This is a genomic window from Xanthomonas bonasiae, from assembly GCF_017163705.1.
Taxonomy (GTDB): domain Bacteria; phylum Pseudomonadota; class Gammaproteobacteria; order Xanthomonadales; family Xanthomonadaceae; genus Xanthomonas_A; species Xanthomonas_A bonasiae.
The window spans coordinates 1-25,533 of the sequence record NZ_JAFIWB010000016.1; the positions used below are offsets into that span (position 1 = coordinate 1).

The following is a 25,533-nucleotide window of genomic DNA, read 5'->3' on the forward strand; positions in this document are numbered from 1 at the left end:
GCCGCTCAGAACCAGACGCGTACGCCGGCCACGACGCGCGTCTCGCGTGCGGCTTCTCCCGCGTCGCGGCGATAGTCGGCGGTCGTGCCGAACGCGCGCTCGTGGACCACGCCCAGATACGGCGCGAAGCGGCGGCTGATCTCATAACGCAAACGCAGCCCGGCCTCGACCGTGGACAGGCCGCTGCCGATGCCGTGCGCGCGATCGTCGGCGAACGCCGCCTCCGCTTCCAGCCGCGGCTGCAGGATCCAGCGGTTGGTCAGCAGCACGTCGTACTCGCCTTCCAGGCGCGCACTGGCGTTGCCGCCTTCGCCGACGTACAGCGTGGCCGCGACCTCGAACTTGTACGGCGCCATGCCCTGTACGCCGAACGCGGCCGAGGTGCGCGCATCGCCCGGGGCGACATCCTGTTTCACGCCGACCAGCAGATCCCACCACGGCGACACCGCGTGGCCGTACAGCGCTTCCAGGTCCGCCGCTTCGGTGCGGCCGCCGCCGCGCTCGCCTTCGCTGCGCAGCCACAGCCGGTCGATGTCGCCGCCGTACCAGGCGCTGGCTTCCCAGGCCTGGCCGCTGCCGCGGTCGTTGTCCCAGCCCTCCAGCCGGTCGAACAGCAAGTAGCCGGTGCGCGACGGCGCATGCAGCATCGTGTGCGTACGCAGGACCGGGAACGCGGCGGCGCGGTCGGCGTCGGTGAGCGCGGGGATCGGCTCGCGCGGTAGCGCCGACGCGGGCGCACCGGCGCAGGCGCACGTCGCCGCCGTACTGGAGTGAGCATGGCGCGCGTCGGCTTTTGCGGGTGTCCGCTCCCCGGTGCCTGGTCCCGGCTCCGCAGTCCCCGGCTGCATCCCGGCGTGGTCGTGCATGGCGTTGTCGGCCTGCGCTGCGGTCGGCGCGCCGTGCTCCATCGTGGCCGGGTGCATGTCCATGTGCTGCATGTCCGCATGGTCCGGCATGGCATGGTCGGCATGGGCTTCGCGATCCATGTCCATGTCCATGCTCCCGCTGCCCTCCGTGGGCGCGGCCGGAGCATTGGCGGCCTGTGCGGCGTGACCCATCGCAGCGTGATCCATGCCGGCATGCGCCATCGCTGCCTCATCGTCGTTGGCGACGGCGGGCGGCGATGACGGGGTGTGCATATGCGTTCCATCGTCGGGCGGCGGACACGCGCATGCCGCAGCTGCGGATGTGGACGCAGGTCCGCTGGCCGATGCTGCGATATCGGCATCGGCGACTCCAGGCGCATGCACATGCTGCGCTCCTGCGGCCCCGTGCGCGAACAGCAGCGCCAGGCCGATGGCCTGCGCCAGCGTGGCGAGCGGCGTGGCGTTCATGCGTCCACCCGCACTTCGCGCATCATGCCGCCGTCCATGTGGTACAGCAGGTGGCAGTGGTAGGCCCAGCGGCCCAGCGCGTCGGCGCGCACGCGGTAGCTGCGGCGCGTGCCCGGCGGCATGTCCACGGTGTGCTTGCGCACCTGGAACTGGCCGGCGGCGTTCTCCACGTCGCTCCACATGCCGTGCAGGTGGATCGGGTGCTGCATCATCGTGTCGTTGACCAGCACGATGCGCAGGCGCTCGCCGTAGTTGAGCCGCAGCGGCTCGGCGCTGGCGAACGGGATACCGTCGAAGGACCAGGCGAATTTCTCCATGTTGCCGGTCAGATGCAACTCGATCTCGCGCCCGGGTTCGCGGCCGTCGGGATCGTCGAACAGGCTGTGCAGGTCGGCGTAGGTCAGCACCCGGCGGCCGTTGCCGCGCAGGCCGATGCCCGGATCGTCCAGCTTCGGCGCGGTGGCGGAGGATTGCATGTCCACCAGCGGATTGCCGCGCTCGCTGGACGGATGCGTGGGCGCCGCGCCGGCGTCGCCAGCCGCATGCGCGCTGTGGTCCATCGCGGCATGGTCCATGCCGGCCATGCCGGCGCCGCAGCCGCCTTCCATGCCTTTCATCGGCGCGCCACTGCCATGGTCCATGCCGGAATGCCCCGCCATGTCGTGACCCATGTCCTGCATGCGCAGCAGCGGGCGCGGATCGTTCGCCGGTACCGGCGCCTGCAGTCCCTGGCGCACGGCCAGGGTGCCGCGCGCGTAGCCGGTGCGGCCCATGTCCTGGGCGAACACGGTGTAGGCGTCCTGGCCGCCGGGTTCGACCAGCACGTCGTAGGTCTCGGCCGCGGCGATGCGCAGTTCGTCCACGCTCACCGGGTGCACGTATTGCCCGTCGGCGGCGACCACGGTCATCTTCAGCCCGGGGATGCGCAGGTCGAAGTAGGTCATGCTGGAGGCGTTGATCAGGCGCAGCAGCAGCTTCTCGCCGGGACGGAACTCGCCGGTCCAGTTGCCGCCGGGGGCGACGCCGTTGAGCAGGTAGGTGTAGGTGTTGGCGTTGACGTCGGACAGGTCGCTGGGCGTCATCCGCATGCGTCCCCACATGCCGCGGTCGGCGAGGGTGGCGCGCAGGCCGTCTTCGCGCGCGTCGCGCAGGAAGTCGCCGACGGTGCGCTGGTAGGTGTTGTCGTAGGACGGCATCTTCTTCAGCCGCCGGAACAGCGCCGCCGGGTCCAGATCGGTCCAGTCGGAAAGCAGCAGCACGTGTTCGCGGTCGTAGTGGTAGGGCGGCGGCTGCAGCGGATCGATCACGATCGCGCCGTACAGGCCGGCCTGTTCCTGGTGCAGCGAGTGGCTGTGGTACCAGTAGGTGCCCGACTGGCGCAGGGCGAAGCGGTAGCGGTAAGTCTCGCCCGGGTAGATGCCGTCGAAGCTCATGCCGGGCACGCCGTCCATGTTCGCCGGCAGCAGGATGCCGTGCCAGTGCACGGAGGTTTGCGTGTGCCCCGGCAGGCGGTTGGCGACTCGCACCTCGACGGTGTCGCCTTCGCGCCAGCGCAGGATCGGCGCCGGCACGCTGCCGTTGACGGTGATGGCCGGGCGCTCGCGCCCGGTGAAGTTGACCCGCGCGCTGCCGATGCCGAGGTCGAAGTCGGTGCCGTGCAGCTGATACGGCACGGCGCCATTGCGCGCCAGCGTTGCGGCCTGGGCGTGCCGCAGCGACAGGCCGCCGATGCCGGCGGCGGCGCCCAGCGCCAGTCCGGTGACGAAGCGGCGCCGCGACGGCAGGGCCGGCAGGCCGGAGGAAGGTGGTTTCATGAGCGAGCCTCGATGCGATGCGATGCGCGACCGCGTGGGCGGTGCGTGCGCAGAAGCGACGGCGCGCGGAGGCGCGGTCGCCGTGGCGCCGCCCGAGCGGGCGGCGGCGTCGCGATCAGGCGCTGGGAGGTCGCTCCAGCCGCGGCAGGCCGGGCGCGCCGCGGCCATCCTGGCGGCCGCGCGGAAACAGCTGTTGCGCCGCGGCCGGCAACGCCAGCGGCAGCGCGATCAGCGCCGGCAGCGGCTGCGCATGCGGGCACTGGCAACCGGCCGCGGTGCCGCAGCAGCCGTGCTTGCCGCCCTTGCTGTGACCGTCGCCGTCGTGCTCGTGTTCGTGCACCTGCGCCGGCGTGGCCTCATGACAGGGCATCGCCGCGCTGGCGACCTGCGCGGCATGCAGGTGATTGCCAGCATAGCCTTCGGCCATGGCATGGTCCGTGCCTGGCGCTGCGTCGGCCATGCCGTGCATGCCCGGCATCGCCACAGCCGTGCCGGCGCCATTGAGCAGCAGGCTCAGGCACAACAGCAGGCGGGTCAGCAAGGCGAAGATCGGCACGGAACACGCAAGGCACGCGAGGGGATACGCGGAGAATACTGCAGTGATGGCCGCGGGCAAGCGCCGGGACGGCGCGGCGGCTCGCCATCGGCGCACCCTGGAGCCGGGTCCAGGGCGCGCATCCAGGCCCGGCGAAGGCCCGCGGGGCAAGCGTTTCGAGTCAACGTGAGCCGCCAATGAACAATTCGCGCGCAACGGCGACAATGGCTTGACCCTGGACCGGCGTCCAGGGAGTAGCTTGCACGCATGAATCCGGTCGCCCCTCCGTCCCGCTTCACCATCGGCGCGCTCGCGCGCCAGGCCGACGTCGCCATCGACACGGTCCGCTACTACGAGCGCCAGGGCCTGCTGCCGGCGCCGCCGCGGCGCGCGTCCGGCTACCGCGACTACGATGCGGCCGCGGTGGAGCGGGTGCGTTTCATCCGCCGCGCCAAGGACCTGGGCTTCTCGCTGGAGGAGATCGGCGACCTGCTCGCGCTGCAGGACGACCGCCTGCATGGCGTCGAAGGCATCAAGCAGCGGGCCAGCAAGCGCCTGCACGAACTGGATCGGCGCATCGCGCAGCTGACCGAGATGCGCGATGCGCTGGCCGTACTGGTCGCCGAATGCCCGGGCAGCGGCGAACCCGCCGGCTGCCCGATCCTCGGCGACATCCGCGGCGACGTCGCGCCGGGCAAGCCGCAGCCGTGAACATGCCGGCCGCCAACACCGCCACAGTGAGCCTGCCGGTGCAGGGCATGAGCTGCGCGTCCTGCGCCGTCGGCCTGGAGCAGGCGCTCAAGCAGCTGCCCGGGGTCGATGCCCAGGCCAATTACGCCGCCGCGCGCGTGCGCCTGGACTACGACCCGCAGCAGGTGGATGCGCAGGCGCTGCTGCAACGCATCGGCCAGGCCGGCTACACGGTACCGACGCAGATGCTGACGCTGGACCTCAGCGGCATGAGCTGCGCGTCCTGCGCGGCCGCGATCGAAACGGTGCTGGCGAACACGCCCGGGGTGATCGCCGGCAGCGTCAACCTGGCCTCGGCCAGGGCGCGCGTGGAGTACGTGGCGGAACTGGTGGCGCCGGCCGGGATCGTCGAGCGGATCGGCAGCGCCGGCTTCGGCGCCAGCGTCGTGCACGAGATGGATCAGGCCCAGTTGCAAGCGCGCGAACAGGCCGAGCGCCGCGCCTGGCATCGCGAGCTGGGCCGCTTCGCTGCCGCGGTGCTGCTGACCCTGCCGTTGTTCGTGCAGATGTTCGGCATGCTGGATATCTCCGCCATCGCGCATGCGCTCGGCGGCCAGCACGCCGAGCCGCTGCCGCGCTGGCTGCAACTGCTGCTGGCCACGCCGGTGCAGTTCTGGCTCGGCGCGCGCTTCTACCGGGCCGGGTTCGCGGCCTTGCGCAACGGCCGCGCCAACATGGACGTGCTGGTCGCGCTCGGCACCAGCATGGCCTACCTGTACAGCGCCGCGGTCACCGTGTTCGGCCTGGCCGGCCAGCACGTGTATTTCGAGGCAAGCGCCTCGATCATCACCCTGATCCTGCTCGGGCGCTTGCTGGAAGCGCGCGCCAGGCGCAGGACCTCCTCGGCGATCCGCGCGCTGCTCGACCTCAAGCCCAAGATTGCCAAGGTGGAGCGCGACGGCGCGATCGTGGAAGTCGATGCCGCCGAGCTGATCGTCGGCGACGTGTTCGTGGTCGCCGCCGGCGAGCGCGTGCCGGTGGACGGCGAGGTGCTCGACGGCCGTTCCAGCGTGGACGAGGCGATGCTGTCCGGCGAGGCGATGCCGGTGGCCAAGGAGCCGGGCAGCCGCCTGTTCGCCGCCACCGTGAATCAGTTCGGCATGTTGCGCGCGCGCGCCACCGGGGTCGGCGCCGACACGCTGCTGGCGCAGATCATCCGCATGGTCGATGCGGCGCAGGGCTCCAAGGCGCCGATCCAGCATCTGGTCGATCGCATCGCCGGCGTGTTCGTGCCGGTGGTGATCGCCATCGCCGCGCTCACCCTGGCCGCGACCTGGTGGCTCAGCGGCAGTTTCGCCACCGCGCTGGTGCATGCGGTGGCGGTGCTGGTGATCGCCTGTCCGTGTGCGCTGGGCCTGGCCACGCCGACCGCGATCATGGTCGGCACCGGCGTGGGCGCCCGGTCCGGCATCCTGATCCGCAACGCCGAGGTGCTGGAGCGTGCGCGTGCGTTGACCACGCTGGTGCTGGACAAGACCGGCACCCTGACCGAGGGCCGGCCGCAGGTGACCGCGATCGGCGTGGCGGACGGTGGCGATGCGACGGCGCTGCTGCGCCTGGCCGCTGCGCTGGAGGTCGGGTCGGCGCATCCGCTGGCCGATGCGATCGTGCGGCGCGCCGCCGACGACGGCGTGCGCGGCACGCCGCCGTTGCCGGTGGCCGCGGTCGAGACGCTGCCCGGCAAGGGCGTGCGCGGCCGCGTCGCTACCCGCGAGGTGGCGCTGGGGTCGCTGGCGTGGCTGCGCGAGCTGTCCGTGCAGGCGCCCGACGCGGCGCTGCTGCAGCGGGCCGAGGCGGCGCAGGCGAAGGGCCAGAGCGTGGTCGCGGTCGCGCTGGACGGCCGCCTCGCCGGCTACATCGCCATCGCCGATCCGCTGCGCGACGGTGCGCTCGAGGCGGTGGCGCGGCTCAAGGCGCGCGGCATCGACGTGGTCATGCTCAGCGGCGACAACCGCCATGTCGCACAGGCCGTGGCCGCGCAGGTCGGCATCGCGCGGGTGCTGGCCGAGGTGTTGCCGCAGCACAAGGCCGAGGAGGTGCAGCGCCTGCGGGCCGAACCCGGCGCGCACGTCGGCATGGTCGGCGACGGCATCAACGACGCGCCGGCGCTGGCCGCGGCCGACGTCAGCTTCGCCATCGGCGCCGGCTCGGACATCGCCGTGGAGGCGGCCGACGTGGTGCTGGTGCATGGCGACCTGGACGGCGTGGCCACCGCCATCGACCTGTCCGCGGCGACCTTGCGCAAGATCCGCCAGAACCTGTTCTTCGCCTTTTTCTACAACGTGCTCGGCATCCCGCTGGCCGCGTTCGGCCTGCTCAATCCGGTGCTCGCCGGTGCGGCGATGGCGCTGAGTTCGGTCTCGGTGCTGGCCAATTCCCTGCTGCTGAACCGCTGGCGGCCGCGCTGAGCGCGGTGCCGGACAAACCCACTCCAACGAGGACACCCGCAATGCGCCATCTCCAACTCACGGTCCAGGGCATGACCTGCGGCGGCTGCTCCGCGCGGTTGCAGCGGGTGTTGCAAGCCAGCGCCGGGATCGCCGCGGCGCAGGTCGTGCTCGACGGCGGGCGCGTGGACCTGGAGTACGACGAGGCCCGCACCGACGCCGCGGCGATCGAGCGCGCCATCGTCGATGCCGGCTTCGGCGTCGCGGCCCGCTGAGCGGCGCCGCGCCACCCGGGGGCAAAGCCGCAGCCGCCAGGTGAACGTCGCCACGCCTCGCCGTCCGGCGCAGCCCCGGGGTGCGGGGCGGGCGTGTATCGTGGACGCGATTTTTCCGTCCTGCGCACCGCCATGACCCCTCGCGATTGGGTGGCCAACGCCATCCAGAAGATCGAAGCCGATTTCAACCGTTCGGCCGACACCCACCTGATTCCGCTGGACCTGCCCGGTTTCCCCGGCATCGACCTGTATTTCAAGGACGAGTCCAGCCATCCCACCGGCAGCCTCAAGCACCGCCTGGCGCGCTCGCTGTTCCTGTACGCGCTGGCCAACGGCTGGCTGCGCGAGGGGCGCCCGGTGATCGAGGCTTCGAGCGGCTCCACCGCGGTGTCCGAAGCCTATTTCGCGCGCCTGCTGGGATTGCCGTTCATCGCGGTGATGCCGGCCGCGACGTCGCCGGAGAAGATCGCCGCGATCGAGTTCCAGGGCGGGCGCTGCCACCTGGTCGAGCGCGCCTGCGACCTGCACGCCGATTCGGTGCAGCTGGCGCGCGAGAGCGGCGGCCACTTCATGGACCAGTTCCTGTACGCCGAACGTGCCACCGACTGGCGCGCCAACAACAACATCGCCGAGTCGATCTTCCGGCAGATGCAGGAAGAACCGCACCCGGTGCCGGAATGGATCGTGTGCAGCCCCGGCACCGGCGGCACCGCCGCCACGCTTGGCCGCTACGTGCGCTACCGCCGCCACGCCACCCGCATCCTGTGCGCGGATCCGGAAGTGTCGGTGTTCTTCGAAGGCTACTGCGAAGCGCTGGCCGGGCGCGACTACGCCGGCCTGGCCAGCACCGGCGGTTCGCGCATCGAGGGCATCGGCCGGCCGCGGGTGGAATCGAGCTTCATCCCCAGCTGCGTCGATGCGATGGTCAAGGTGCCCGATGCGCTGAGCCTGGCGGCGATGCGCTACGTGAGCGCGCGCCTGGGCCGGCGCGTCGGCGGTTCCACCGGCACCAACTTCGTCGGCGTGCTGCAGGCGGCGACGCGGATGCGCGAGCACGGCCGCAGCGGTTCCATCGTCACCATCCTGTGCGACAGCGGCGAGCGCTACGGGCACAGCTACTACCGGCCGGACTGGTACCGCGAGCACGGCATCGACGTGGAGCAGGCCGACGCGCAGCTGGCCGCGGCGGTGGCGGGCGCCGGGCTGCCGCCGCTGGCTTGTGCCGCGTTGTCCTGACCGCCATATCCCGACCATGGCCGGCGCCGCCGGCCCTTCCCCCGCTACCGAGATTCCCGCGATGACCAATCCCCTGCTCGATTTTTCCGGCCTGCCGCGCTTCGATGCGATCCATCCCGAGCACATCGGCCCGGCGATCGATGCGCTGCTGGCCGCCGCCGAAGCCGCGGTCGCGCACGCCGAGCAGGTCGCGCCGGTGAGCTGGGACAGTTTCGTGGTGCCGCTGGACGACGCCACCGAGCGCCTGTGGCGCGCCTGGGGCCAGGTCAACCACCTGCAGGGCGTGGTCAACACCCCGGCGCTGCGCGAGGCCTACAACGCCAACCTGCCCAAGGTGACGCGCTTCTCCAGCGCGCTGGGGCAGAACCTGGCGATGTTTGCGCAGTACCGCGCGCTGGCCGCCACGCCCGAGGCCGCCGGCTACGATGCGGCGCGGCGCAAGGTGCTGGACAACGCGCTGCGCGATTTCCGCCTGGGCGGCGCCGAACTGGGCGATGCCGACAAGCAGCGTTTCGCCGCGATCCAGGAAGAACTGTCGGCGCTGTCGGCGAAGTTCTCGCAGAACGTGCTCGATGCCACCGATGCGTGGTCGCTGCCGATCGACGACCAGGCGCGTCTGGCAGGCCTGCCCGACGACGTGATCGCCGCGGCGCGCGCGGCGGCGGAAAAGGACGACCAGGCCGGCTGGAAGCTGACCCTGCAGATGCCGTGCTACCTGCCGGTGCAGATGTACGCCGACGACCGCGCGCTGCGCGAGACCCTGTACCGCGCCAACGCGATCCGCGCCTCGGAATTCGGCGACGCGGCGCTGGACAACAGCGCGGCGATCGAGCGCATCCTGGCGCTGCGCGGCGAACTGGCCGGCCTGCTCGGTTTCGCCAGCTACGCCGAGTATTCGCTGGCGACCAAGATGGCGCAGAACCCCGACGAGGTGCTGGGTTTCCTGCGCGACCTGGCCGCGCGCGCCAAGCCGTACGCGCAGCGCGACCGCGCCGAACTGGAAGCGTACGCCCGCGAACATCTGGGCCTGGACGAACTGCAGGCCTGGGATATCGCCTACGCCAGCGAAAAGCTCAAGCAGGCGCGCTACAGCTTTTCCGAGCAGGAAGTGAAGCAGTATTTCACCGAGCCGAAGGTGCTGGACGGCCTGTTTGGCGTCATCAACGACCTGTACGGGCTGCAGGTGCAGGCCGACAGCGCCCCGGTGTGGCATCCGGACGTGCGCTTCTTCCGCGTCAGCGATGCGCGCGGCCGCCTGGTCGGGCAGTTCTACCTCGACCTGTACGCGCGCGAGGGCAAGCGCGGCGGCGCCTGGATGGACGACTGCCGCAACCGCCGCGACCGCGCCGACGGCGTGCAGACGCCGCTGGTATACCTGGTGTGCAACTTCGGCCGCGGCGGCGACGGCAAGCCTGCCACCTTCACCCACAACGAAGTCACCACCCTGTTCCACGAGATGGGCCACGGCCTGCACCAGTTGCTGACCCAGGTCGGCGAACTCGGCGTGGCCGGCATCAACGGCGTGGAATGGGACGCGGTGGAGCTGCCCAGCCAGTTCATGGAGAACTTCTGCTGGGAATGGCCGCGGCTGCAGGCGATGACCGCGCACGTGGACAGCGGGCAGCCGCTGCCGCGCGCGCTGTTCGACAAGATGCTCGCGGCGAAGAACTACCAGAGCGGCATGTTCACCGTGCGCCAGCTGGAGTTCGCACTGTTCGACATGCAGCTGCATCACAGCTTCGACGCCGCCGGCGACAGCATGCTGCAGCTGCTCGAACGCGTGCGCGACGAAGTCGCGGTGAACCGGCCGCCGGCATGGAACCGCTTCCCGCACCAGTTCAGCCACATCTTCGCCGGCGGCTACGGCGCCGGTTACTACAGCTACAAGTGGGCCGAAGTGCTCAGCGCCGACGCCTACGCCGCGTTCGAGGAAGCGCCAGACCAACTGGCCGCCACCGGCGCGCGCTTCCTGCGGGAAATCCTGGCGCGCGGCGGCAGCCGCCCGGCGCTGGAGAACTTCACCGCCTTCCGTGGCCGCGCGCCGGAACTGGACGCCTTGCTGCGGCACAGCGGCATGGCCGGCTGATCCACGTGCGCCGCGCCGCAGTGCATGCGGCGCGGCGAGGCGAGGCGAGGCGCAAGCAGGAGGCGATAGCGCACACATCCGCTTGTTGCGGCTTGCAATCCGACGATGCGCTTGGGCGCGTTCACGGCGGCGTGAGCGCACCTTCGCGCATGTCGTCGGTTCATTGCATCTCTTCCGGCCTCACATGCGGCCAGGCATGGCGCGCCCGATCGGGTTAACAGGTCCTTAGCGCATTGGCGTGCTAGAACATTGCCGAACACGGCTCGCACGAGCCCATGGAAGAAGCGCCGGCCACAGGGCCGGTCAGGCACAGGAGGTTGGGCATGAAACGCTGCATCTGGATCGCGCCGTTGCTGCTGGCCGCCGCCGCGCCGGTACTGGCGCAGAGCAATGGCGGGTTCGCCCGCAGCGGCGCCAATCTGCGCGCAGGCCCGGCCAACGACTATCCGCGCGTCGCCACGGTGGTGGGCGGCGACAGCATCACCGTCTACGGGTGCGTCAACGATTTTTCGTGGTGCGACGTGCGCTGGCGCGAGGCGCGCGGATGGTTGCCGGCCGGCGTGATCGAGTTCGACGCGCGCGACGGTGTCTTCGCGCCGGCCATCGGGTTCGCCATCGATCCCTATTGGGACGCGCATTACCGTGGCCGGCCCTGGGCCCGCGACCGCGCACGCTGGCGGCAGCAAGCGCAGGCCTCGCCATCTGCGCCGGCGCCGATGCCCGAGGCGCTCAAGCGCCAGCTGATCCCGCAACGCATCGCCGACACGCGCGGCTACCCGCCGGCGCCGCCCGCCGTGGAAGCGCCGGTGCAGTCGCAATGGGTGCCGCCGGGCGAGCGCATGTACCAGGCGCCGCCGCCGGATGCGCTCAATCCCAAGCGCAACAAGGAACTGGCCGAGCAGCAGCGGCGCGACGAAGAGGATCGCCGCTGGCGCGCGTCCATGCACCAGACACCCGAGCCGTCGCAATCCTCATCGTCCGCCTCGCCATGGTGGCCGCCAACGCCGGAGACGGTGGTGCAGGCAGCGCAGCACACACCGCCACCGCCACCGCCACCGAAGCCTGCTTCGCCACCACCAGCGCCGCCGCCATCCACGCCGCCGCCCAGAAAAGAACGGACCAAGCAAGAGGACGAGAAAAAGCGCCGCGACGACAAGCAACTCGAACGCTGACGTCGCCGGTGGTCAGCGGCAGGACGCCCCTGCCGCTGCCCAGCGCAGGCTCGCTCAGCGCTTGCCGAACACCAGCGCGGCGTTGGTGCCGCCGAAGCCGAAGCTGTTGGACATCACCGTGCGCAAGGTCGCCTCGCGGCTCTCGCGCACGATCGGGAAGCCCTCGGCGCGCGGGTCCAGCGCGTCGATGTTGGCCGAGCCGGCGATGAAGCCGTCGCGCATCATCAGCAGGCAGTAGATCGCCTCGTGCACGCTGGCCGCGCCCAGCGAATGCCCGGACAACGCCTTGGTCGAGGACAGCGGCGGCACCGCATCGCCGAACACTTCGCGTACCGCGCCCAGCTCGGTCACGTCGCCCAGCGGCGTCGAGGTGCCGTGCGTGTTGAGGTAGTCGATCGGCGCGTCCACGCCCTGCATCGCCATCTGCATGCAGCGCACCGCGCCTTCGCCGGACGGGGCGACCATGTCGGCGCCGTCGGAGGTCACGCCGTAGCCGAGCAGTTCGGCATGGATGCGCGCGCCGCGCGCCACCGCGCGTTCGTAGTCCTCCAGCACCAGCATGCCGCCGCCGCCGGCGATGACGAAACCGTCGCGCTCAGCGTCGTACGGACGCGAGGCCACCGCCGGGCGGTCGTTGAAGCCGCTGGACAGCGCGCCCATCGCGTCGAACATCAGGCTCATGGTCCAGTCCAGTTCCTCGCCGCCGCCGGCGAACATCACGTCCTGCTGGCCGTGGCGGATCAGGTCCGCGGCCGCGCCGATGCAGTGCGCCGACGTCGCGCACGCCGCCGACAGCGAGTAGCTCACGCCCTTGATCTTGAACGCTGTGGCCAGGCTGGCCGAGACCGCCGAACACATCGTGCGCGGCACCATGTACGGGCCGACCTTGCGCACGCCGCGGTTGCGCAGCAGGTCCGCCGCTTCCACCTGCCAGTGGCTGGAGCCGCCGCCGGACCCGGCGATCAGGCCGGTGCGCACGTCGCTGACCACGGCCTCGTCCAGGCCGGCATCGGCGATCGCATCGCGCAGCGCCAGATACGCGTACGCGGACGCATCGCCCATGAAGCGCTTGAGCTTGCGATCGATCAAGGCCTCCAGGTCCAGCTGCACGTCGCCGGCGACCTGGCTGCGCAGGCCGTGTTCGGCCGCCTCGGGGTTGGCGCGGATGCCGGCGCGGCTGTCGCGCAGCGCGCGCGACACCGTGTCCAGGTCGTTGCCCAGGCATGAGGTGATGCCCATGCCGGTGATCGCGACGCGGCGCATCAGAACGCCTCCGTCGAGGTGAACAGGCCCACGCGCAGATCCTTGGCGGTGTAGATCTCGCGGCCGTCCACCGACATGCGGCCGTCGGCCACCGCCATCACCAGCTTGCGGTTGATGACGCGGCTGATGTCCAGTTCGTAGACCACCTGCCTGGCGGTCGGCAGCACCTGTCCGCTGAACTTCACTTCGCCCACGCCCAGCGCACGGCCGCGGCCGGGCGCGCCGATCCAGGTCAGGAAGAACCCGGTCAGTTGCCACAGCGCATCCAGGCCCAGGCAGCCGGGCATCACCGGATCGTCGATGAAATGGCAGCCGAAGAACCACAGGTCCGGGCGCACGTCGAGTTCGGCGCGGACCACGCCCTTGCCGTGCGCGCCGCCGTTGTCGTCGATGTGGGTGATGCGGTCGAACATCAGCATCGGATCGTTGGGCAGGCGTGCGGCCTCGGCGCCGAACAGTTCGCCGCGCGCGCTGGCGAGAAGGTGTTCGCGTGAATACGAAGTGAGGCGGCTCATGAGCGAATTTCCCAGGGCAGACAGTCGAGGCGCGCAAGCGTGCACGACGCTCGCGCTTTCAATCAAACGTTTTATCCGTACGCACGCGTAGCGTAGGCAGTGCTGCAATGCGGCGCGCTGAGCGAAATCAAGGCATGCGTTCGCAGCGCATGCGCAGGCCTGGCTTATCATGCGGCTACCGTTCGCTGGCGTAGGGTGCAGGGCCGATGCGCAAGATCATTCACGTCGACATGGATGCGTTCTACGCGTCCGTGGAGCAGCGTGACGATCCCGCATTGCGCGGCAAGCCGGTGGTGGTGGCCTGGCGCGGCATGCGTTCGGTGGTGTGCGCCGCATCGTACGAGGCGCGCGTGTTCGGCATCCGCTCGGCGATGCCGGCGTTGCGCGCCGAGCGCTTGTGCCCGGACGCGATCTTCGTGCCGCCGGATTTCGCGCGTTACAAGGCCGTGTCGCGGCAGGTGCGCGAGATCTTCCAGCGCCACACCGACATGATCGAGCCGCTGTCGCTGGACGAGGCCTATCTCGACGTCACCGCGCCGAAGGGCGAGCTGACCACCGCGACCGAGATCGCGCAGACCATCCGCGCGCAGATCCGCGAGGAAACCCGACTGACCGCCTCGGCCGGCATCGCGCCGAACAAGTTCCTGGCCAAGATCGCCTCGGACTGGCGCAAGCCCGATGGCCAGTTCGTGATCCGCCCGCACCAGGTGGAGGCGTTCCTGACGCCACTGCCGGTCGGCAAGGTGCACGGCGTGGGCAAGGTGATGCAGGCCAAGCTGGCGGCGCTGGGCATCGTCACCGTCGGCGATCTGCGCACGCACGGCGAAGCGGAGCTGGAAGCGCACTTCGGCAGCTTCGGGCTGCGCCTGTATCAGCGTGCGCGCGGCATCGACGAGCGTCCGGTGGAATCGGACCAGCAGGTGCAGTCGATTTCCTCGGAAGACACCTTCGCCGAAGACCTGGCGCTGGATGCGCTGGAGCCGGCGATCCGGCAACTGGCGGAAAAGACCTGGAACGCGACCCGCCGCACCGAGCGCGTCGCGCGCACCGTGGTGCTGAAGCTGAAGACCGCGCAGTTCCGCATCCTGACCCGCAGCTTCACCCCGGAGCAACCGCCGGAATCGCTGCAGGCGTTGACCGATATCGCACTGGCCTTGCGCCAGCGCGTCGACTTGCCCGCGTCCACGCGCTACCGCCTGGTTGGCGTGGGCCTGGCCGGCTTCCACGAGCGCGAGCCGGGGCAGGCGCAGGGGCGGCTGTTCCGTTGAGCCGCGCGCCGGCGCCGGCGGTCGTGTGCGTCGCCGCGCGCCGGCAGTTCGTTCATGGCCAGCGCAGTTCGCCCTTGGCCACCTTCGCGCTGAGCTGCAGCGTGTCCACGCCGCCCAGCTGCGGATAGCGCTGCCGCATCGCCGCGACCAGCGCGGCCGCATCCTTGGCCTTGGCGGTTTCCTGGTCGAAGGCGCGGATGTAGTCGGCGGTGAAGCGCACCGCGGCCAGGTCCTGCGCCGCGCCCGGCACGAAATGTCCGGGAATCACCCGCTGCGGCTGCAGCGCCTGGATCCGTTGCAGCGTGGCCAGCCACTGCGCATGCGATGCCGGAGTCTGCGTATCGGCCATCCACACGTGTTCGCCGGCCACCACCGGGATCCCGCCGAGCACGGTCTTGATCGACGGAATCCACACGAAGGTCCGGTCCGGGGTCGCGCCGTCCAGGCCGACGATCTGCAGTTCGCGGCCTTCCAGCAGCAGGCGGTCGCCGTGCAGCGGCTGCGGCAGCACGATGCGCTGCGGCGCGTCGGCACCCAGCTTCGGCGCCCACACCTGCAGCTTCTGCGCCTGGGTCTGGCGGATATGCGCGACGGTTGCCGGGCTGGCCAGCAGCTTGGCCTGCGGGAACGCCTGGGTCAGCAAGTCCAGGCCGAAGTAGTAGTCCGGATCGCCGTGGCTGACGTAGATCGTGGTCAGGCGCTTGCCGGAGGCGCGGATCTGCGCGACCAGGGCGCGCGCATCGGCCGCGGAGAACTGCGCATCGACCAGCACCGCGTCCCTGGCGCCGCTGACCAGCACCGAGGCGACACCGAAGATCGCGTTCGCGTCCGGGTGGTAGACCTGCACCTGCAGCGGCGCGGCGACCGGCTGTGCGGCGCTGGCGGCGGCAGTCGCGGCGTGGGCGGCGGTGCCGGTGGCGGCGTGCGCGGCGGCGGCGCCGGCGAGGCCGAGGGCAAGGATCAGCGTAGCGCTCAGGCGCGACAACGAAAGGGACGGCATGCGGAACTCCATCGGAGAAGGCGACGCCATGCGTCGGCATGGCGTGCGGGAAGCGGGCCGCGACCGTGCTGCGGCCGCGGCGGGGGGCGACTGCGCGGCGCCATCGGCATGCGCGCAGCCGCCTGCCCGGCGTTGCGCTCAGTACGCGGCGGTGGCGATCTGGCGCAGGTACTGCGGGCGTTCGATCTCGTCGACGAAGGCGCTGGCGTAGTCGGCATAGCTGATCGCGCTATGGCCCTGCGCATCGCTGAGCAGCGCGGTGGCCTGGGTGCGCACGCCGCCGCGCTGGTCGCCGGGGCCGATCTCGGCGGCTGGCGCGAAGAAGGTCCACTCCAGATCGGTAGCGGCCTGCAGATGCTGCAGGGAGGCGCGGTGCGCCAGCGCGTAGGGCTTGTAGGCGTCGGGGAAGTTCGGCGTGTCCACCAACTGCACGCCCGGCGCCACTTCCAGGCTGCCGGCGCCGCCGACCACCAGCAGGCGCTGTACGCCGGCGTTGCGGGCGACCTCGATCAGCGCCTGGGCGACGGCCGGAATGGTATCGGCGGCCGCGGCGCTGGGGCCGTAGGCGCTGGCCAGCACGTCGTGGCCGCGCACCGCGGCGGCGAGGGCGGCGCGGTCGTCCAGCGACGCGAGCACGATGCTGGCGCCGTCCAGTTCCGACGGCAGCGGTTGCGTGCGGCGGACCAGCGCGGTGACCGCGTGGCCGCGGCGCAGGGCTTCCTGGGCGATATGGCGGCCGATGTTGCCGGTGGCGCCGAACAGGGCGATGTGCATCGAGGTTCTCCGGGGAGGGTGGACGGGATGCGCACAGCCTAGTCCTGGCAATTAGCGCGATAAACAGCGTATAAGTCGCCAATTTGTTGCATGGAACGATCAAATGGACCGTCTGACCGCGATCGCGGTGTTCGTCGAAGTCGCCGAGCGCGGCAGTCTCACCGCGGCCGCCGAGGCGCTGGACCTGTCGCGGGCGATGGTCTCGCGCCATCTGGCCGAACTGGAGCGCTGGCTCGGCGTGCGCCTGCTGCACCGGACCACGCGGCGGGTGACCCTGACCGGCGCCGGCGAGACCGCGTTGGCGCGGTTCCGGCCGATGCTGGCGATCGGCGCCTCGCTGCGCGACGAACTGGCCAGCGACGACCCGGAGCCGCACGGACAGCTGCGCGTCACCGCTTCGGCCTCGTTCGGGCAGGCGCATCTGGCCGCGGCGGCGGCCGAGTTCGTGGCCCGCTACCCGCAGGCGCGGGTGGACATGCTGCTGGCCGATCGCACGGTCAACCTGGTCGAGGAGCGCATCGACCTGGCGGTACGCATTTCCCACCGCGTCGACCCTGGGCTGATCGCGCGGCGCCTGAGCGTGTGCCGCTCGGTGCTGTGCGCGGCGCCGGCCTATCTGCAGCGGCATGGCGCGCCGCACAGCGCCGCCGACCTGGCCGCGCACAACTGCCTGGGCCATCACTACGTGGGCAGGCACGAATGGCCGCTGCGCTATCGCGGCGAACCGGTGTCGGTGGCGGTCAGCGGCAACTTCACCGCCAACGAAGCCACCGTGCTGCTGGAGGCGGTGCGCGCCGGCGCCGGCATTGCCATGCTGCCGACCTACCAGGCCGCGGCGCTGCTGCGCAGCGGCGAATTGCAGCGCGTGCTGCCCGACCACGAACTGGACACGATGGACATCTTCGGCGTGTACGCCTCGCGCCGGCAGCAGCCGGCGATCGTCCGCGCGTTCCTGGATTTCCTGGTCGCGCGTTTCGGCGAGGTGCCGTACTGGGATCGCGACTGAGCACGGCGCCTACAATGCAGGCCGCGTTTCGCACAGAGGACTGAAATGACATTTCCGTACGCGCTGGTGGTGTTCGATCTGGACGGCACCCTGGTGGACAGCGGCGCCGATATCGCCGAAGCCCTCAATCGCACCCTGGCCGACTTCGGCCTGGCGCGCGTGCCCGAAGCCACCGTGCTCGGCTGGATCGGCGAGGGCGTGCGCAAACTGGTCGAGACCGCATGGCGGCATGCGCACGACGCCACCCCGATCGATGCGGTAATGCCGGCTTTCATGCGCCACTACGAAGAATGCCTGTTGCGCAGCCCGCGCCTGTATCCGGGCGTGGCCGAGGCGCTGGCGCAGTTGCGCGCGCGCGGCGTCACGCTGGCGCTGTGCACCAACAAGCCCTCGGCGTTCGTGCAGCCGCTGCTGCGCCATCTCGGCGTGGCCGATGCGTTCGCCGCGGCGCTCGGCGGCGACAGCCTGCCCGAGCGCAAGCCCAGCCCGCTGCCGCTGCTGCACCTGGCGCAGCAGTTCGCGCAGCCGCCGGCGCACTGCCTGATGGTCGGCGATTCCGGCACCGACCTGCAGGCCGCGCACGCCGCCGGCATGCCGGCCGCACTGGTGCGCTACGGCTATCCGCGCGACCTGGACCTGGCCACGGCCGACGTGGTGCTGCTGATGGGCGACATGCGCGAGCTGCTGGCGCTGGGGTGATGCGGGCCGCCAATCGCGCTCAGGGACCGTTTCGCCGCCTGCAACGTAACCGCAGCGGTGTGGCCGCATTGGCCGGCGCCGACCCGGCGGTCGTCGCCTCAGTCATCACGGATTTGCCGCGACCTCCCGATCCGCAGACGGAGAAGACGCCGCTCTCATGCCGCGTAGGTCACAGCATAGGCCGCGTTGGTTCGCTCGATGCGTGCGAAGCCGAGTTCGCCGAAGTGCATGCCGGCGATCAGGAGCCGCTCCGTGCTGACCAGATCCAACAGCCGCGACCGCGTCGCGCCTGCAAGCACCGGATCATGGTCGAAGACGATCGATACCTCCGGATGCGGCACCTGGATCTGCGGGAAATGCACGATGTCTCCCCAGACCAGCAGACTGCGATCGCCGGCGTCGAGCCGATAGCCCGTGTGCCCTGCTGTATGCCCTGGCAGCGGCAGGGCAGCGATGCCAGGCAACACCTCGCCTGCATCGAAGATGCGCAGCCGGTCGCGATAGCCGTCGAACACCTGGCGCGCAAGCAGGAAATTGCCGCGGGCGCGCGCGGCAGCGCGGCTCAGGTTGCCGTCGTCCTGCCAGAACGCGACCTCCCGCTGTTGCACGACGAGTTCGGCGTTCGGGAAGGCGACGTCTCCCGAGGCGTCGATCAGTCCCCCGACATGGTCGGGATGGGCGTGGGTCAGCAGGATCGCATCGATCTGTGCGGGGCGCAGGCCTGCCAGCGACAGGTTGTCCAGCAGCCGGCCGCCCCATTGCTTGAAGCCGCCGGCGCCGGCATCGATCAGGATCGTGCGGCCGCGACCACGCACCACGTAACAGTTGATATGGACTGCGCAAGCGTCCTCCACCCGCCCATCGTTCTGCAGTTGCAGGGCGTCGGCCGGGCCCACGTGCAAGAGCGCGTCCAGGCCGACGCTGAGATAGCCGTCGCTGATGGCGGTGATGGTGAAATCGCCGATCCGCTGGCTCGGAAAAACGTCCTTCGTCATCGCATTTCTCCGGATCGCCGATTAGTTGCGTGCATGGATGCAGTGCGCCGCGTAGCCGAAACAGCGGATGCGGGCCTGGCAGCCGGTCGCTCGCCGGATGGCGTCATCGAGCCCTTCCATGAACTGCGCCATGACCGTTGGCGTGCGCGTCGCGGCGAGCCGGTAGCGGACGTCCGCGAAGATGGGGTGGCCGCGACCATGCAGGACGGGGACGTAGATGACATGCACGTTCTCCACAGCGGCGAGAAGCAGGCCCGTGCAGAGGTCGGTGCATTGCTCGGTCAGGCCCGAGAGCGCCGTGTCCGGCGGCATCGTGTGCGCCGGCAGGAAGAGGGTGACGTTCGGCATCGGTCGTCCTAGCGCGCCACGTCGGAGGCGCTGCCGTGGCGGCTGGTCAATTGCGCGGTCATCGGCGCGTAGACGTGCACGTCCTCCGGCAGCCGATCCATCGCGGGCAGCCTGCTGCGGTCGAGCGTCGCCAGCCAGCGGCGTTCCGGACATTTCTCCAGTTCCACCGCATGCATGGCGCATGGAGTCAGTCCCAGCCCGATCAGCGGCTCGGCGCCGGTGGCACTCGACAGCAGCACTTCGTGGCTGCCCACGGCGGGGGCCCGATCGAGGCCGGCGTAGAGGTTGCGGTGCCAGTCGACGATGTGCTGTTGCCAGCGTGCGAAGTTGCCGCCGCCCTTCCGGCGATAGTCCTCGCCGGTCAGGATGTGCAGGCCATCGATCGCGTGCACTGCCAGATAGGTGGGGTAGCCGCGGCGCAAGGCCTCGAAGCGTTGCGAACTGTGGAAGCCCTCCACCGAGATGAGCGCCGGCAGCTTGTCCAGGCTGTAGAAGTCGTTCCATTCCGCTTCGCTGGCGGGATCGGCGAAGCTGCATTCCACCGTGTAGATCATTGCGTCGGCCTTGCCTTTCGTTGATGTCCGCTCATGGTAGGTCGGCGTTTTCAGCGCGAATATCGATATTCGATCACCCTTCAGTGATTCGATGTCATGGTGCACGGGTCGAATGCCGTACCACCGCGTTGGAGCCGTACATGCGCCGCAAGATTCCCAGCCACTCCGCGCTCATGGCATTCGAGGCGGCTGCCCAGCATGCCAGCTTCGCGCGTGCGGCCGAGGAACTTGCCTTGACCGAAGGGGCGATCAGCCGCCAGATCGGCCGGCTGGAAGATTTTCTGGGCGTCACCTTGTTCGCCCGGATCGGCAACCGGGTCAGGCTCTTGCCGAACGGCGAGCGCTATGCGGCACAGGTGCGCGAGACGCTCGACCGGCTGGAACGCGACAGCCAGTACCTGATGGGCCAGCGCAGCGACGGGGCCAGTCTCGACATCGCCGTGCTCCCGACCTTCGCCACACGCTGGCTCATTCCCCGCCTGAAACACTTCCAGACCCGGCACCCGAACATCACCGTGCATCTGGCCGAGCGCATGCAGCCTTTCGTCCTGGCCGGCAGCGGCTTCGATGCGGCCATCCATTTCGAGCACCCGGCCTGGACGGGGATGCGCACGCATCGGTTGTGGCAGGAGGTGCTGGTGCCGGTCTGCCATCCGGCGCTGCTCGCTGGGAAAGACGCCGCGACGGCGCTCGATGCGTTGCCACGCCTGCATCGCCGCCAGAATCCGGACGCCTGGCAGCGCTATGCGCAGGAAACCGGAATGGGGCTGACGCATCCGGCGATCGGCGCCCGCTACGATCTCCACGCGATGTCGATCGAGGCGGCGCTGGCCGGTCTCGGTGTCGCGCTGGTACCACGCCTCTATGTCGCGGACGAGCTGGCCACCGGGCGGCTCGTTGCGCCATGGCCCGATGGCACGTCGATCTCCAAGACCTTCTGTCTTGTGCTGCCGGAACCGATCCGGTTGAACGATGCGCCAATCCAGATGCTGGCGGACTGGCTCATCGAGGAAGCGCGGACGTCGTCCACCATGCCCTGAAGGTGATGCCTGGGCCATGCCGCGCGACGCACGGCGAAGCCTATGGCGCGGCGTCAGGCGCGACGGATGTTGCCAGCGGCGCCGGTGGCGCCCGATCGCCGAACCCGCGCTGGGCGAGACACGTCGCGTCGCGCGCGCATGCCTGCGATGCATGCATGTGCAGCGGGCCACGCCGTCCGGCGCAGCCCGCTGCGGAGACTCAGCGCGCCGCCGGCGCGTAGCGCAGGGTCAGCGCGTACTCGCGGCCCGGCTGGTTGTACCAGCTGATGGTCTGGTAGTCGCGGTCGAACACGTTGCTGGCCTTGGCCTGCAGCGTCCAGTCCGCTGCGAACGCGTATTCCACGCGCAGGTCCAGCGTGCCGTAGCCGGCCAGGCGCACGCTGTTGGCCGCGTCGTCGTAGCGGTGGCCGCTGCCGAATGCGGTGACGCCGAGCTTGACCGGGCCGAAGCCGCGGTCCACGTCCAGCCGCGCGGTGTCCTGCGCGCGCCGCGCCAGCCAGTTGTCGCGGTTGGCGCCGTCGCTGCGGTTGCGCGGATCGGTGTGGCTGAGCTGCGCCGACAGTTCCCAGCCGGCCAGCGTCGCGTAGCCGGTCAGCTCGGCGCCGCGGATCCGCGCCTTGTCCACGTTGACCGGCAGGAAGGTGGCGGCATCGTAGGAGATCAGGTCGTCGACCCGGGTCTCGTAGACGTTGAACGTCCAGTTCCAGCTGTCGGCGTACTGCGCCACGCCCAGATTGCCGCTCTTGGACTTCTCCGGCTTCAGTTCCGGATTGCCGGAGAACGGGTAGTACAGGTCGTTGAAGGTCGGCGCCTTGAAGCCGGTGCCGAGGCTGGCGGTGAGCTTGAAGCCGCCGTCCAGCGCCAGGCCCCAGCCGAGGCTGCCGGTGGTGTGCTGGCCGAACTGCTCGTTGTCGTCGCTGCGCACGCTGGCCTGCACCTGCTGCGCGCCGAAGCGGCCCTGGTACTCGGCGAACACGCCGGTGTTGTCGCGCTGGTCCACGTCGTAGGCGGTGGTGCCGGTGACTTCCTCGCGCTGCCAGTCGGCGCCGGCGCTGAGCAGCTGATCCTCGGCCAGGCCGAAATCGCCCTGCAGCGAGGCGGTGTCGCGGCGGCTGTCGAAGGTGCTGACGAAGCTGCGCGTGTCGCTGCCGGCGGCGTGGTAGTAGCTGTCGGCCTGGTCGGTGTTGCGGCCGAGTTGCGCGGCCAGGTGCACGCGCTCGGACGGGGTCCAGTCGAGCTTGCCGCCGAACACCTGCTGGGTGTTGTCGGCCTCGTTGCCGGCGAACAGCGGATCGCCGTCGTACTCGTTGCGGCTGTCGATGTTCAGCGCCTGGCCTTCGATGCGCAGCGTGTCGCTCAGCGCATAGCCGCCGCGCGCGCTGAGCGAGGTGTTGCGGTAGCCGTCGCGGTCCGGCTCGTCGACGTAGCAGCCGGCGAACAGGGTGGCCGAGCCGTTGCAGGCATTGATGCCGTCGGTCTTCTGGTAGCCGCCCTGCACCGACAGCCAGCCGCGCTCGCCGCGGTTGCTGAAGCCGGCGCTGGCCTCGCGCAGGCCGTTGCTGCCGGCGCCCAGGCTCAGGTTCTGCTGCAGGCCCTGGCCGCCGCGGCGGGTGAAGATCTGGATCACGCCGCCGATCGCATCGGAGCCGTACAGGCTCGAACGCGGGCCGCGCACGATCTCGATGCGGTCGATCTGGCTCAGCGGCAGGTCCTGGAACGCGGCCAGGCCGGCGCTGGCCGAGCCGATGCGCACGCCGTCCACCAGCACCAGCACGTGGTCCGACTCGCTGCCGCGCAGGCTCAGCGTGGTCAGCTTGCCCAGCCCGCCCTGGTTGGACACGCCGATGCCGGCGCGGCCCTGCAGCAGCTGCGCCAGCGACGTGGCCTGGCTGCGCTCGATCTCGGCGCGGTCGATCACCTGCGCCGGGACCACGCTGTCCTCGACCGAGATCTGGGTGCGGGTGGCGGTGACCAGGACCTGGTCCAGGTCGGTGGCGGCATCGGCGGCGAGCGCCAGCGAGGGCAGGGACAGGGCGGACGCGATCGCGACCGAAAGCAGGCGGAACGACATGGGGCAACTCCGGCGCGCGGACGCGCTGTGACGGCGAAGGAGTCGCGAACGGAAGGTGCAAGCGGACGGCGCCAGACGCGGCGCGTCACGCCGCGACGCCCTCCGCATCGCAACCAGTGAACTGCAAGGCCGGTCTCCGGGCTGGCGATCTGGGAGTCGGACTCCCGGCTGCGACGCCTTCCCATGCCCGAGGCACAGTGGCGCAGGTCGTCAGCGCGGATCGCTTACCGTTGCGGGGGCAGCGCCGGCCTTGTCGCAAGACGCACCGGCTTCCCGTTTCAACCTGCAGGCCGGAGCCGGCAGGTCACCTTGAAGCGGCGCGATTGTACGCGATCGCCGCTGTTGCGCGCGGATCAGCCGTCGTCGCGCTCGCTGGCGTGGCCGTCGTCGCGTTCGTGGTCGTCGGATGCGTCGTACGCGTCCTGCGCATAGGGCGTGTCGCTGCGGTCGCCGTCGCGGTCGAAATGGGTGGTCGCCACCGGTCCGGCCACCGGCAGGCCGCGCTGCGCCGGCAACTGCGCCGCCGCGGCGTCCAGCTCGCCGAGCAGCTGCGCGCGCCGCGCCTCGGGCAGTTCCTGCCAATGGCAGCCGGTCAGCGCCCCTTCCAGCGAATACAGCAGATTGAGGCTGGGCTTGAAGCCGGCGCGCTTGACCTTCAGGAACGCGCCGACCGCGCCGGCCGCGGCCAGGTCCTGCTGCGTGCGCAGGCCGACCTGGCGCAGCCAGGCCGCGCTCTTGGGGCCGATGTTGCGCAGTTTTTCGGTGCTCATCGCCGGCTCATCGCAGTGCGTCGACGAAGACCTGCGCGATCGCTTCCAGGCCGTGCTGGTCGTCGGCATCGAAGCGCGCCAGGTCCGGGCTGTCCAGGTCGAACACGCCGATCAGCTCGCCAGCGCGCAGCAGCGGCACCACCAGCTCCGAGCGCGATGCCGCATCGCAGGCGATATGCCCGGGAAAGGCCTCGACGTCGTCGATGCGCTGGGTCTGGCCGGTGCTGGCGGCGGCGCCGCACACGCCCTTGTGCAGCGGGATGCGCACGCAGGCGGGCAGGCCCTGGAACGGCCCGACCACCAGTTCCTTGCCGTCGTACAGGTAGAAACCGACCCAGTTCAGCCGCGGCAGCGCGTGGTACACCAGCGCCGCCAGGTTGGCGGCATTGGCGATGCGGTCGGGCTCGCCGCTGACCAGGGAACGGGCCTGGGCGAGCAGTTGGGCGTACTGTTCCGGCTTGCTGCCGGTGAGCGATGAGGAAGCGAACATCGCGCGAGTCTAGCAGCGGCCGATGGCGGCCTGTGCGCCGGCGCCTGTCGAGGCGCGAGGCAGGACCGCAGCCCGAGGCGCCAGTCCCGAGCGCACCGGCGAAAGGCCGGGCAGCGCTGACGCGGCGCGGCGCGCCGGCTATCCTGCGCGCCCGCGCCGCATGCGCCGACCTCGAGGATCCTGCCACGATGCGCTTCCCCGCCTTCTACGTCACCGGCACCGATACCGGCATCGGCAAGACCGTCGCCAGCACCGCACTGCTGCACGCGTTGCGCGCGCGCGGGCAGACGGCGGTGGGCATGAAGCCGGTCGCCAGCGGCTGCGAGCGCAGTGCGGACGGCTGGCGCAACGAGGATGCGCTGGCGCTGCAGGCGGCGAGCATGCCGCGCCCGGACTATGCCGACCTCAATCCCTACGCCTTGCCGCTGCCGCTGGCGCCGGAACTGGCCGCCGCCGACGCCGGGGTGTGCGTGGAAGTGGGACCGATCGCCGATGCCTTCGCGCGGTTGCGTGCGCAAGCCGACGTGGTGGTGGTGGAAGGCGTCGGCGGCTGGGCGGCGCCGCTGTCGGCGACCCTGGAGCAGGCCGATCTGGCGCGCGCGCTGGCGCTGCCGGTGGTGCTGGTGGTCGGTCTGCGCCTGGGCTGCCTCAACCACGCCCGGCTCACGGCCGCGGCGATCGCCGCCGACGGCCTGCGCTGCATCGGCTGGATCGGCAACGAGATCGATCCGGCGATGGAGCGCATCGACGCCAACATGCGCATGCTGCAGGAGCGGCTGCCGATACCGTGCTGGGGACGCTTGCCGTATCGGCCGCATCCGGACCCGGCGGCGCTGGCGGCGTCGCTGCGCCCATGGCAGGACGCGCAGACAGCGCAGGACTGAATCGGCGTCTGGGCGGAAGCGCGCGCAGCGCAGGAACCGCTTTGCGAGGAAAGGCCTGTCGTGCAGGAGAGGCTTCAAGCCCTGACGCCGGACTGAAACTTCGGGCCGAGGCCCAAATAGCTGGGAGTCAGGAATGGGGAATCGGGAATCGTAAAAGCGGGCTTCCGTGGTCGGGAGTTTGGCAAGACGCGCGGGAATGCCCGCAGCGCCCCCCGATCCCGCCCGCTCTTCGACAGCCGCAGGCTGTCCATCCCGAATCCCAAATCC

24 protein-coding genes and 1 riboswitch are annotated in these 25,533 nt (G+C 70.5%); of the genes, 11 read left to right on the forward strand and 13 right to left on the reverse strand.

Features of this window, described 5'->3' with window-relative positions:
* Nucleotides 1-5 precede the first annotated feature (5 nt).
* From JR064_RS13965 to JR064_RS13975, 3 genes are all read right to left on the reverse strand, one after another.
* Nucleotides 6-956 (reverse strand): copper resistance protein B, encoded by a 951-nt coding sequence (locus JR064_RS13965; RefSeq protein WP_241093073.1) that lies wholly within the window; start codon nucleotides 954-956, stop codon nucleotides 6-8.
* 374 nt (nucleotides 957-1,330) lie between these two features.
* Nucleotides 1,331-3,148 carry a copper resistance system multicopper oxidase gene (locus JR064_RS13970; protein ID WP_206230114.1) on the reverse strand — a complete coding sequence of 606 codons (1,818 nt, stop codon included), beginning with the start codon at nucleotides 3,146-3,148 and terminating at the stop codon, nucleotides 1,331-1,333.
* 115 nt (nucleotides 3,149-3,263) lie between these two features.
* Complete coding sequence (locus tag JR064_RS13975; RefSeq protein WP_206230115.1) at nucleotides 3,264-3,704, reverse strand: CopL family metal-binding regulatory protein; 441 nt, start codon at nucleotides 3,702-3,704, stop codon at nucleotides 3,264-3,266.
* A 246-nt stretch (nucleotides 3,705-3,950) separates the two neighbouring features.
* On the opposite strand from JR064_RS13975, the gene JR064_RS13980 reads away from it, so the two are divergent.
* The 6 genes from JR064_RS13980 to JR064_RS14005 all read left to right on the forward strand — a co-directional run bounded on the left by JR064_RS13980 (nucleotide 3,951) and on the right by JR064_RS14005 (nucleotide 11,589).
* Entirely contained in the window at nucleotides 3,951-4,394 is a 444-nt protein-coding gene (locus tag JR064_RS13980; RefSeq protein WP_206230116.1) for a heavy metal-responsive transcriptional regulator, read from the forward strand.
* Nucleotides 4,395-4,396: 2 nt separating this feature from the next.
* Nucleotides 4,397-6,841, forward strand: coding sequence for a heavy metal translocating P-type ATPase (locus JR064_RS13985; RefSeq protein ID WP_206230117.1), 2,445 nt, complete (start codon nucleotides 4,397-4,399; stop codon nucleotides 6,839-6,841).
* A gap of 41 nt (nucleotides 6,842-6,882) precedes the next feature.
* Nucleotides 6,883-7,095, forward strand: a complete 213-nt coding sequence (locus JR064_RS13990; RefSeq protein ID WP_206230118.1) for a heavy-metal-associated domain-containing protein — start codon at nucleotides 6,883-6,885, stop codon at nucleotides 7,093-7,095.
* A gap of 132 nt (nucleotides 7,096-7,227) precedes the next feature.
* A complete protein-coding gene (locus tag JR064_RS13995) occupies nucleotides 7,228-8,331 on the forward strand; it encodes a PLP-dependent cysteine synthase family protein (RefSeq protein WP_179568704.1) in 1,104 nt (367 codons plus the stop codon).
* Between the two features lie 61 nt (nucleotides 8,332-8,392).
* Nucleotides 8,393-10,417 carry a M3 family metallopeptidase gene (locus JR064_RS14000; protein ID WP_206230119.1) on the forward strand — a complete coding sequence of 675 codons (2,025 nt, stop codon included), beginning with the start codon at nucleotides 8,393-8,395 and terminating at the stop codon, nucleotides 10,415-10,417.
* 323 nt (nucleotides 10,418-10,740) lie between these two features.
* Nucleotides 10,741-11,589 (forward strand): SH3 domain-containing protein, encoded by an 849-nt coding sequence (locus JR064_RS14005; protein WP_241093072.1) that lies wholly within the window; start codon nucleotides 10,741-10,743, stop codon nucleotides 11,587-11,589.
* A 54-nt stretch (nucleotides 11,590-11,643) separates the two neighbouring features.
* Here JR064_RS14005 and fabB read toward each other — a convergent pair whose 3' ends face one another.
* Nucleotides 11,644-12,852 carry a beta-ketoacyl-ACP synthase I gene (gene fabB, locus JR064_RS14010; RefSeq protein ID WP_179568700.1) on the reverse strand — a complete coding sequence of 403 codons (1,209 nt, stop codon included), beginning with the start codon at nucleotides 12,850-12,852 and terminating at the stop codon, nucleotides 11,644-11,646.
* On the reverse strand, nucleotides 12,852-13,367 hold the full coding sequence (fabA, locus tag JR064_RS14015) for a 3-hydroxyacyl-[acyl-carrier-protein] dehydratase FabA (RefSeq protein ID WP_206230120.1): 516 nt from the start codon (nucleotides 13,365-13,367) through the stop codon (nucleotides 12,852-12,854). The genes fabB and fabA overlap by 1 nt, the downstream gene beginning before the upstream one ends.
* 206 nt (nucleotides 13,368-13,573) lie before the next feature.
* On the opposite strand from fabA, the gene dinB reads away from it, so the two are divergent.
* Nucleotides 13,574-14,635 carry a DNA polymerase IV gene (gene dinB, locus JR064_RS14020; protein ID WP_206230121.1) on the forward strand — a complete coding sequence of 354 codons (1,062 nt, stop codon included), beginning with the start codon at nucleotides 13,574-13,576 and terminating at the stop codon, nucleotides 14,633-14,635.
* A 52-nt stretch (nucleotides 14,636-14,687) separates the two neighbouring features.
* Here dinB and JR064_RS14025 read toward each other — a convergent pair whose 3' ends face one another.
* Complete coding sequence (locus JR064_RS14025) at nucleotides 14,688-15,635, reverse strand: MBL fold metallo-hydrolase (protein WP_206230122.1); 948 nt, start codon at nucleotides 15,633-15,635, stop codon at nucleotides 14,688-14,690.
* Nucleotides 15,636-15,773: 138 nt separating this feature from the next.
* On the reverse strand, nucleotides 15,774-16,409 hold the full coding sequence (locus JR064_RS14030) for an NAD(P)-dependent oxidoreductase (RefSeq protein ID WP_206230123.1): 636 nt from the start codon (nucleotides 16,407-16,409) through the stop codon (nucleotides 15,774-15,776).
* 103 nt (nucleotides 16,410-16,512) lie between these two features.
* Between JR064_RS14030 and JR064_RS14035 the strand changes: the two genes are divergently transcribed.
* Nucleotides 16,513-17,415: a LysR family transcriptional regulator gene (locus JR064_RS14035; RefSeq protein ID WP_206230124.1), complete on the forward strand. Its 903-nt coding sequence runs from the start codon at nucleotides 16,513-16,515 to the stop codon at nucleotides 17,413-17,415.
* 45 nt (nucleotides 17,416-17,460) lie between these two features.
* Nucleotides 17,461-18,114, forward strand: coding sequence for a phosphoglycolate phosphatase (gene gph, locus JR064_RS14040; RefSeq protein ID WP_206230125.1), 654 nt, complete (start codon nucleotides 17,461-17,463; stop codon nucleotides 18,112-18,114).
* 155 nt (nucleotides 18,115-18,269) lie between these two features.
* Here gph and JR064_RS14045 read toward each other — a convergent pair whose 3' ends face one another.
* Genes JR064_RS14045 through JR064_RS14055 form a run of 3 tightly spaced genes read right to left on the reverse strand, consistent with a single transcriptional unit; the run spans nucleotide 18,270 to nucleotide 20,116 of the window.
* On the reverse strand, nucleotides 18,270-19,109 hold the full coding sequence (locus tag JR064_RS14045; protein ID WP_206230126.1) for an MBL fold metallo-hydrolase: 840 nt from the start codon (nucleotides 19,107-19,109) through the stop codon (nucleotides 18,270-18,272).
* 21 nt (nucleotides 19,110-19,130) lie between these two features.
* Nucleotides 19,131-19,457, reverse strand: coding sequence for a hypothetical protein (locus tag JR064_RS14050; RefSeq protein WP_206230127.1), 327 nt, complete (start codon nucleotides 19,455-19,457; stop codon nucleotides 19,131-19,133).
* Between the two features lie 8 nt (nucleotides 19,458-19,465).
* A complete protein-coding gene (locus JR064_RS14055) occupies nucleotides 19,466-20,116 on the reverse strand; it encodes a hypothetical protein (protein WP_206230128.1) in 651 nt (216 codons plus the stop codon).
* A gap of 35 nt (nucleotides 20,117-20,151) precedes the next feature.
* On the opposite strand from JR064_RS14055, the gene JR064_RS14060 reads away from it, so the two are divergent.
* Nucleotides 20,152-21,051: a LysR substrate-binding domain-containing protein gene (locus tag JR064_RS14060; protein ID WP_206230129.1), complete on the forward strand. Its 900-nt coding sequence runs from the start codon at nucleotides 20,152-20,154 to the stop codon at nucleotides 21,049-21,051.
* A 199-nt stretch (nucleotides 21,052-21,250) separates the two neighbouring features.
* On the opposite strand, the gene btuB is transcribed toward JR064_RS14060, so the two are convergent.
* The 3 genes from btuB to JR064_RS14075 all read right to left on the reverse strand — a co-directional run bounded on the left by btuB (nucleotide 21,251) and on the right by JR064_RS14075 (nucleotide 24,382).
* Complete coding sequence (btuB, locus tag JR064_RS14065) at nucleotides 21,251-23,122, reverse strand: TonB-dependent vitamin B12 receptor (RefSeq protein ID WP_206230130.1); 1,872 nt, start codon at nucleotides 23,120-23,122, stop codon at nucleotides 21,251-21,253.
* A gap of 110 nt (nucleotides 23,123-23,232) precedes the next feature.
* Nucleotides 23,233-23,449, reverse strand: a riboswitch (cobalamin riboswitch).
* Between the two features lie 26 nt (nucleotides 23,450-23,475).
* Nucleotides 23,476-23,892: a TfoX/Sxy family protein gene (locus JR064_RS14070; RefSeq protein ID WP_179568654.1), complete on the reverse strand. Its 417-nt coding sequence runs from the start codon at nucleotides 23,890-23,892 to the stop codon at nucleotides 23,476-23,478.
* Between the two features lie 7 nt (nucleotides 23,893-23,899).
* Nucleotides 23,900-24,382, reverse strand: coding sequence for a GAF domain-containing protein (locus tag JR064_RS14075; RefSeq protein WP_179568652.1), 483 nt, complete (start codon nucleotides 24,380-24,382; stop codon nucleotides 23,900-23,902).
* A gap of 188 nt (nucleotides 24,383-24,570) precedes the next feature.
* Here JR064_RS14075 and bioD point away from each other — a divergent pair, with 188 nt between their 5' ends.
* Complete coding sequence (gene bioD / locus JR064_RS14080; RefSeq protein WP_206230131.1) at nucleotides 24,571-25,266, forward strand: dethiobiotin synthase; 696 nt, start codon at nucleotides 24,571-24,573, stop codon at nucleotides 25,264-25,266.
* Nucleotides 25,267-25,533 lie beyond the last annotated feature (267 nt).

Coding starts and splice junctions, on each gene's coding strand:
- JR064_RS13965 (WP_241093073.1), bottom strand. CDS start 956: ATGCCGGACCATGCGGACATGCAGCACATGGACATGCACCCGGCCACG.
- JR064_RS13970 (WP_206230114.1), bottom strand. CDS start 3,148: ATGAAACCACCTTCCTCCGGCCTGCCGGCCCTGCCGTCGCGGCGCCGC.
- JR064_RS13980 (WP_206230116.1), top strand. CDS start 3,951: ATGAATCCGGTCGCCCCTCCGTCCCGCTTCACCATCGGCGCGCTCGCG.
- JR064_RS13985 (WP_206230117.1), top strand. CDS start 4,397: ATGCCGGCCGCCAACACCGCCACAGTGAGCCTGCCGGTGCAGGGCATG.
- JR064_RS13990 (WP_206230118.1), top strand. CDS start 6,883: ATGCGCCATCTCCAACTCACGGTCCAGGGCATGACCTGCGGCGGCTGC.
- JR064_RS13995 (WP_179568704.1), top strand. CDS start 7,228: ATGACCCCTCGCGATTGGGTGGCCAACGCCATCCAGAAGATCGAAGCC.
- JR064_RS14000 (WP_206230119.1), top strand. CDS start 8,393: ATGACCAATCCCCTGCTCGATTTTTCCGGCCTGCCGCGCTTCGATGCG.
- JR064_RS14005 (WP_241093072.1), top strand. CDS start 10,741: ATGAAACGCTGCATCTGGATCGCGCCGTTGCTGCTGGCCGCCGCCGCG.
- fabB (WP_179568700.1), bottom strand. CDS start 12,852: ATGCGCCGCGTCGCGATCACCGGCATGGGCATCACCTCATGCCTGGGC.
- fabA (WP_206230120.1), bottom strand. CDS start 13,367: ATGAGCCGCCTCACTTCGTATTCACGCGAACACCTTCTCGCCAGCGCG.
- dinB (WP_206230121.1), top strand. CDS start 13,574: ATGCGCAAGATCATTCACGTCGACATGGATGCGTTCTACGCGTCCGTG.
- JR064_RS14025 (WP_206230122.1), bottom strand. CDS start 15,635: ATGCCGTCCCTTTCGTTGTCGCGCCTGAGCGCTACGCTGATCCTTGCC.
- JR064_RS14030 (WP_206230123.1), bottom strand. CDS start 16,409: ATGCACATCGCCCTGTTCGGCGCCACCGGCAACATCGGCCGCCATATC.
- JR064_RS14035 (WP_206230124.1), top strand. CDS start 16,513: ATGGACCGTCTGACCGCGATCGCGGTGTTCGTCGAAGTCGCCGAGCGC.
- gph (WP_206230125.1), top strand. CDS start 17,461: ATGACATTTCCGTACGCGCTGGTGGTGTTCGATCTGGACGGCACCCTG.
- JR064_RS14045 (WP_206230126.1), bottom strand. CDS start 19,109: ATGACGAAGGACGTTTTTCCGAGCCAGCGGATCGGCGATTTCACCATC.
- JR064_RS14050 (WP_206230127.1), bottom strand. CDS start 19,457: ATGCCGAACGTCACCCTCTTCCTGCCGGCGCACACGATGCCGCCGGAC.
- JR064_RS14060 (WP_206230129.1), top strand. CDS start 20,152: ATGCGCCGCAAGATTCCCAGCCACTCCGCGCTCATGGCATTCGAGGCG.
- btuB (WP_206230130.1), bottom strand. CDS start 23,122: ATGTCGTTCCGCCTGCTTTCGGTCGCGATCGCGTCCGCCCTGTCCCTG.
- JR064_RS14070 (WP_179568654.1), bottom strand. CDS start 23,892: ATGAGCACCGAAAAACTGCGCAACATCGGCCCCAAGAGCGCGGCCTGG.
- JR064_RS14075 (WP_179568652.1), bottom strand. CDS start 24,382: ATGTTCGCTTCCTCATCGCTCACCGGCAGCAAGCCGGAACAGTACGCC.
- bioD (WP_206230131.1), top strand. CDS start 24,571: ATGCGCTTCCCCGCCTTCTACGTCACCGGCACCGATACCGGCATCGGC.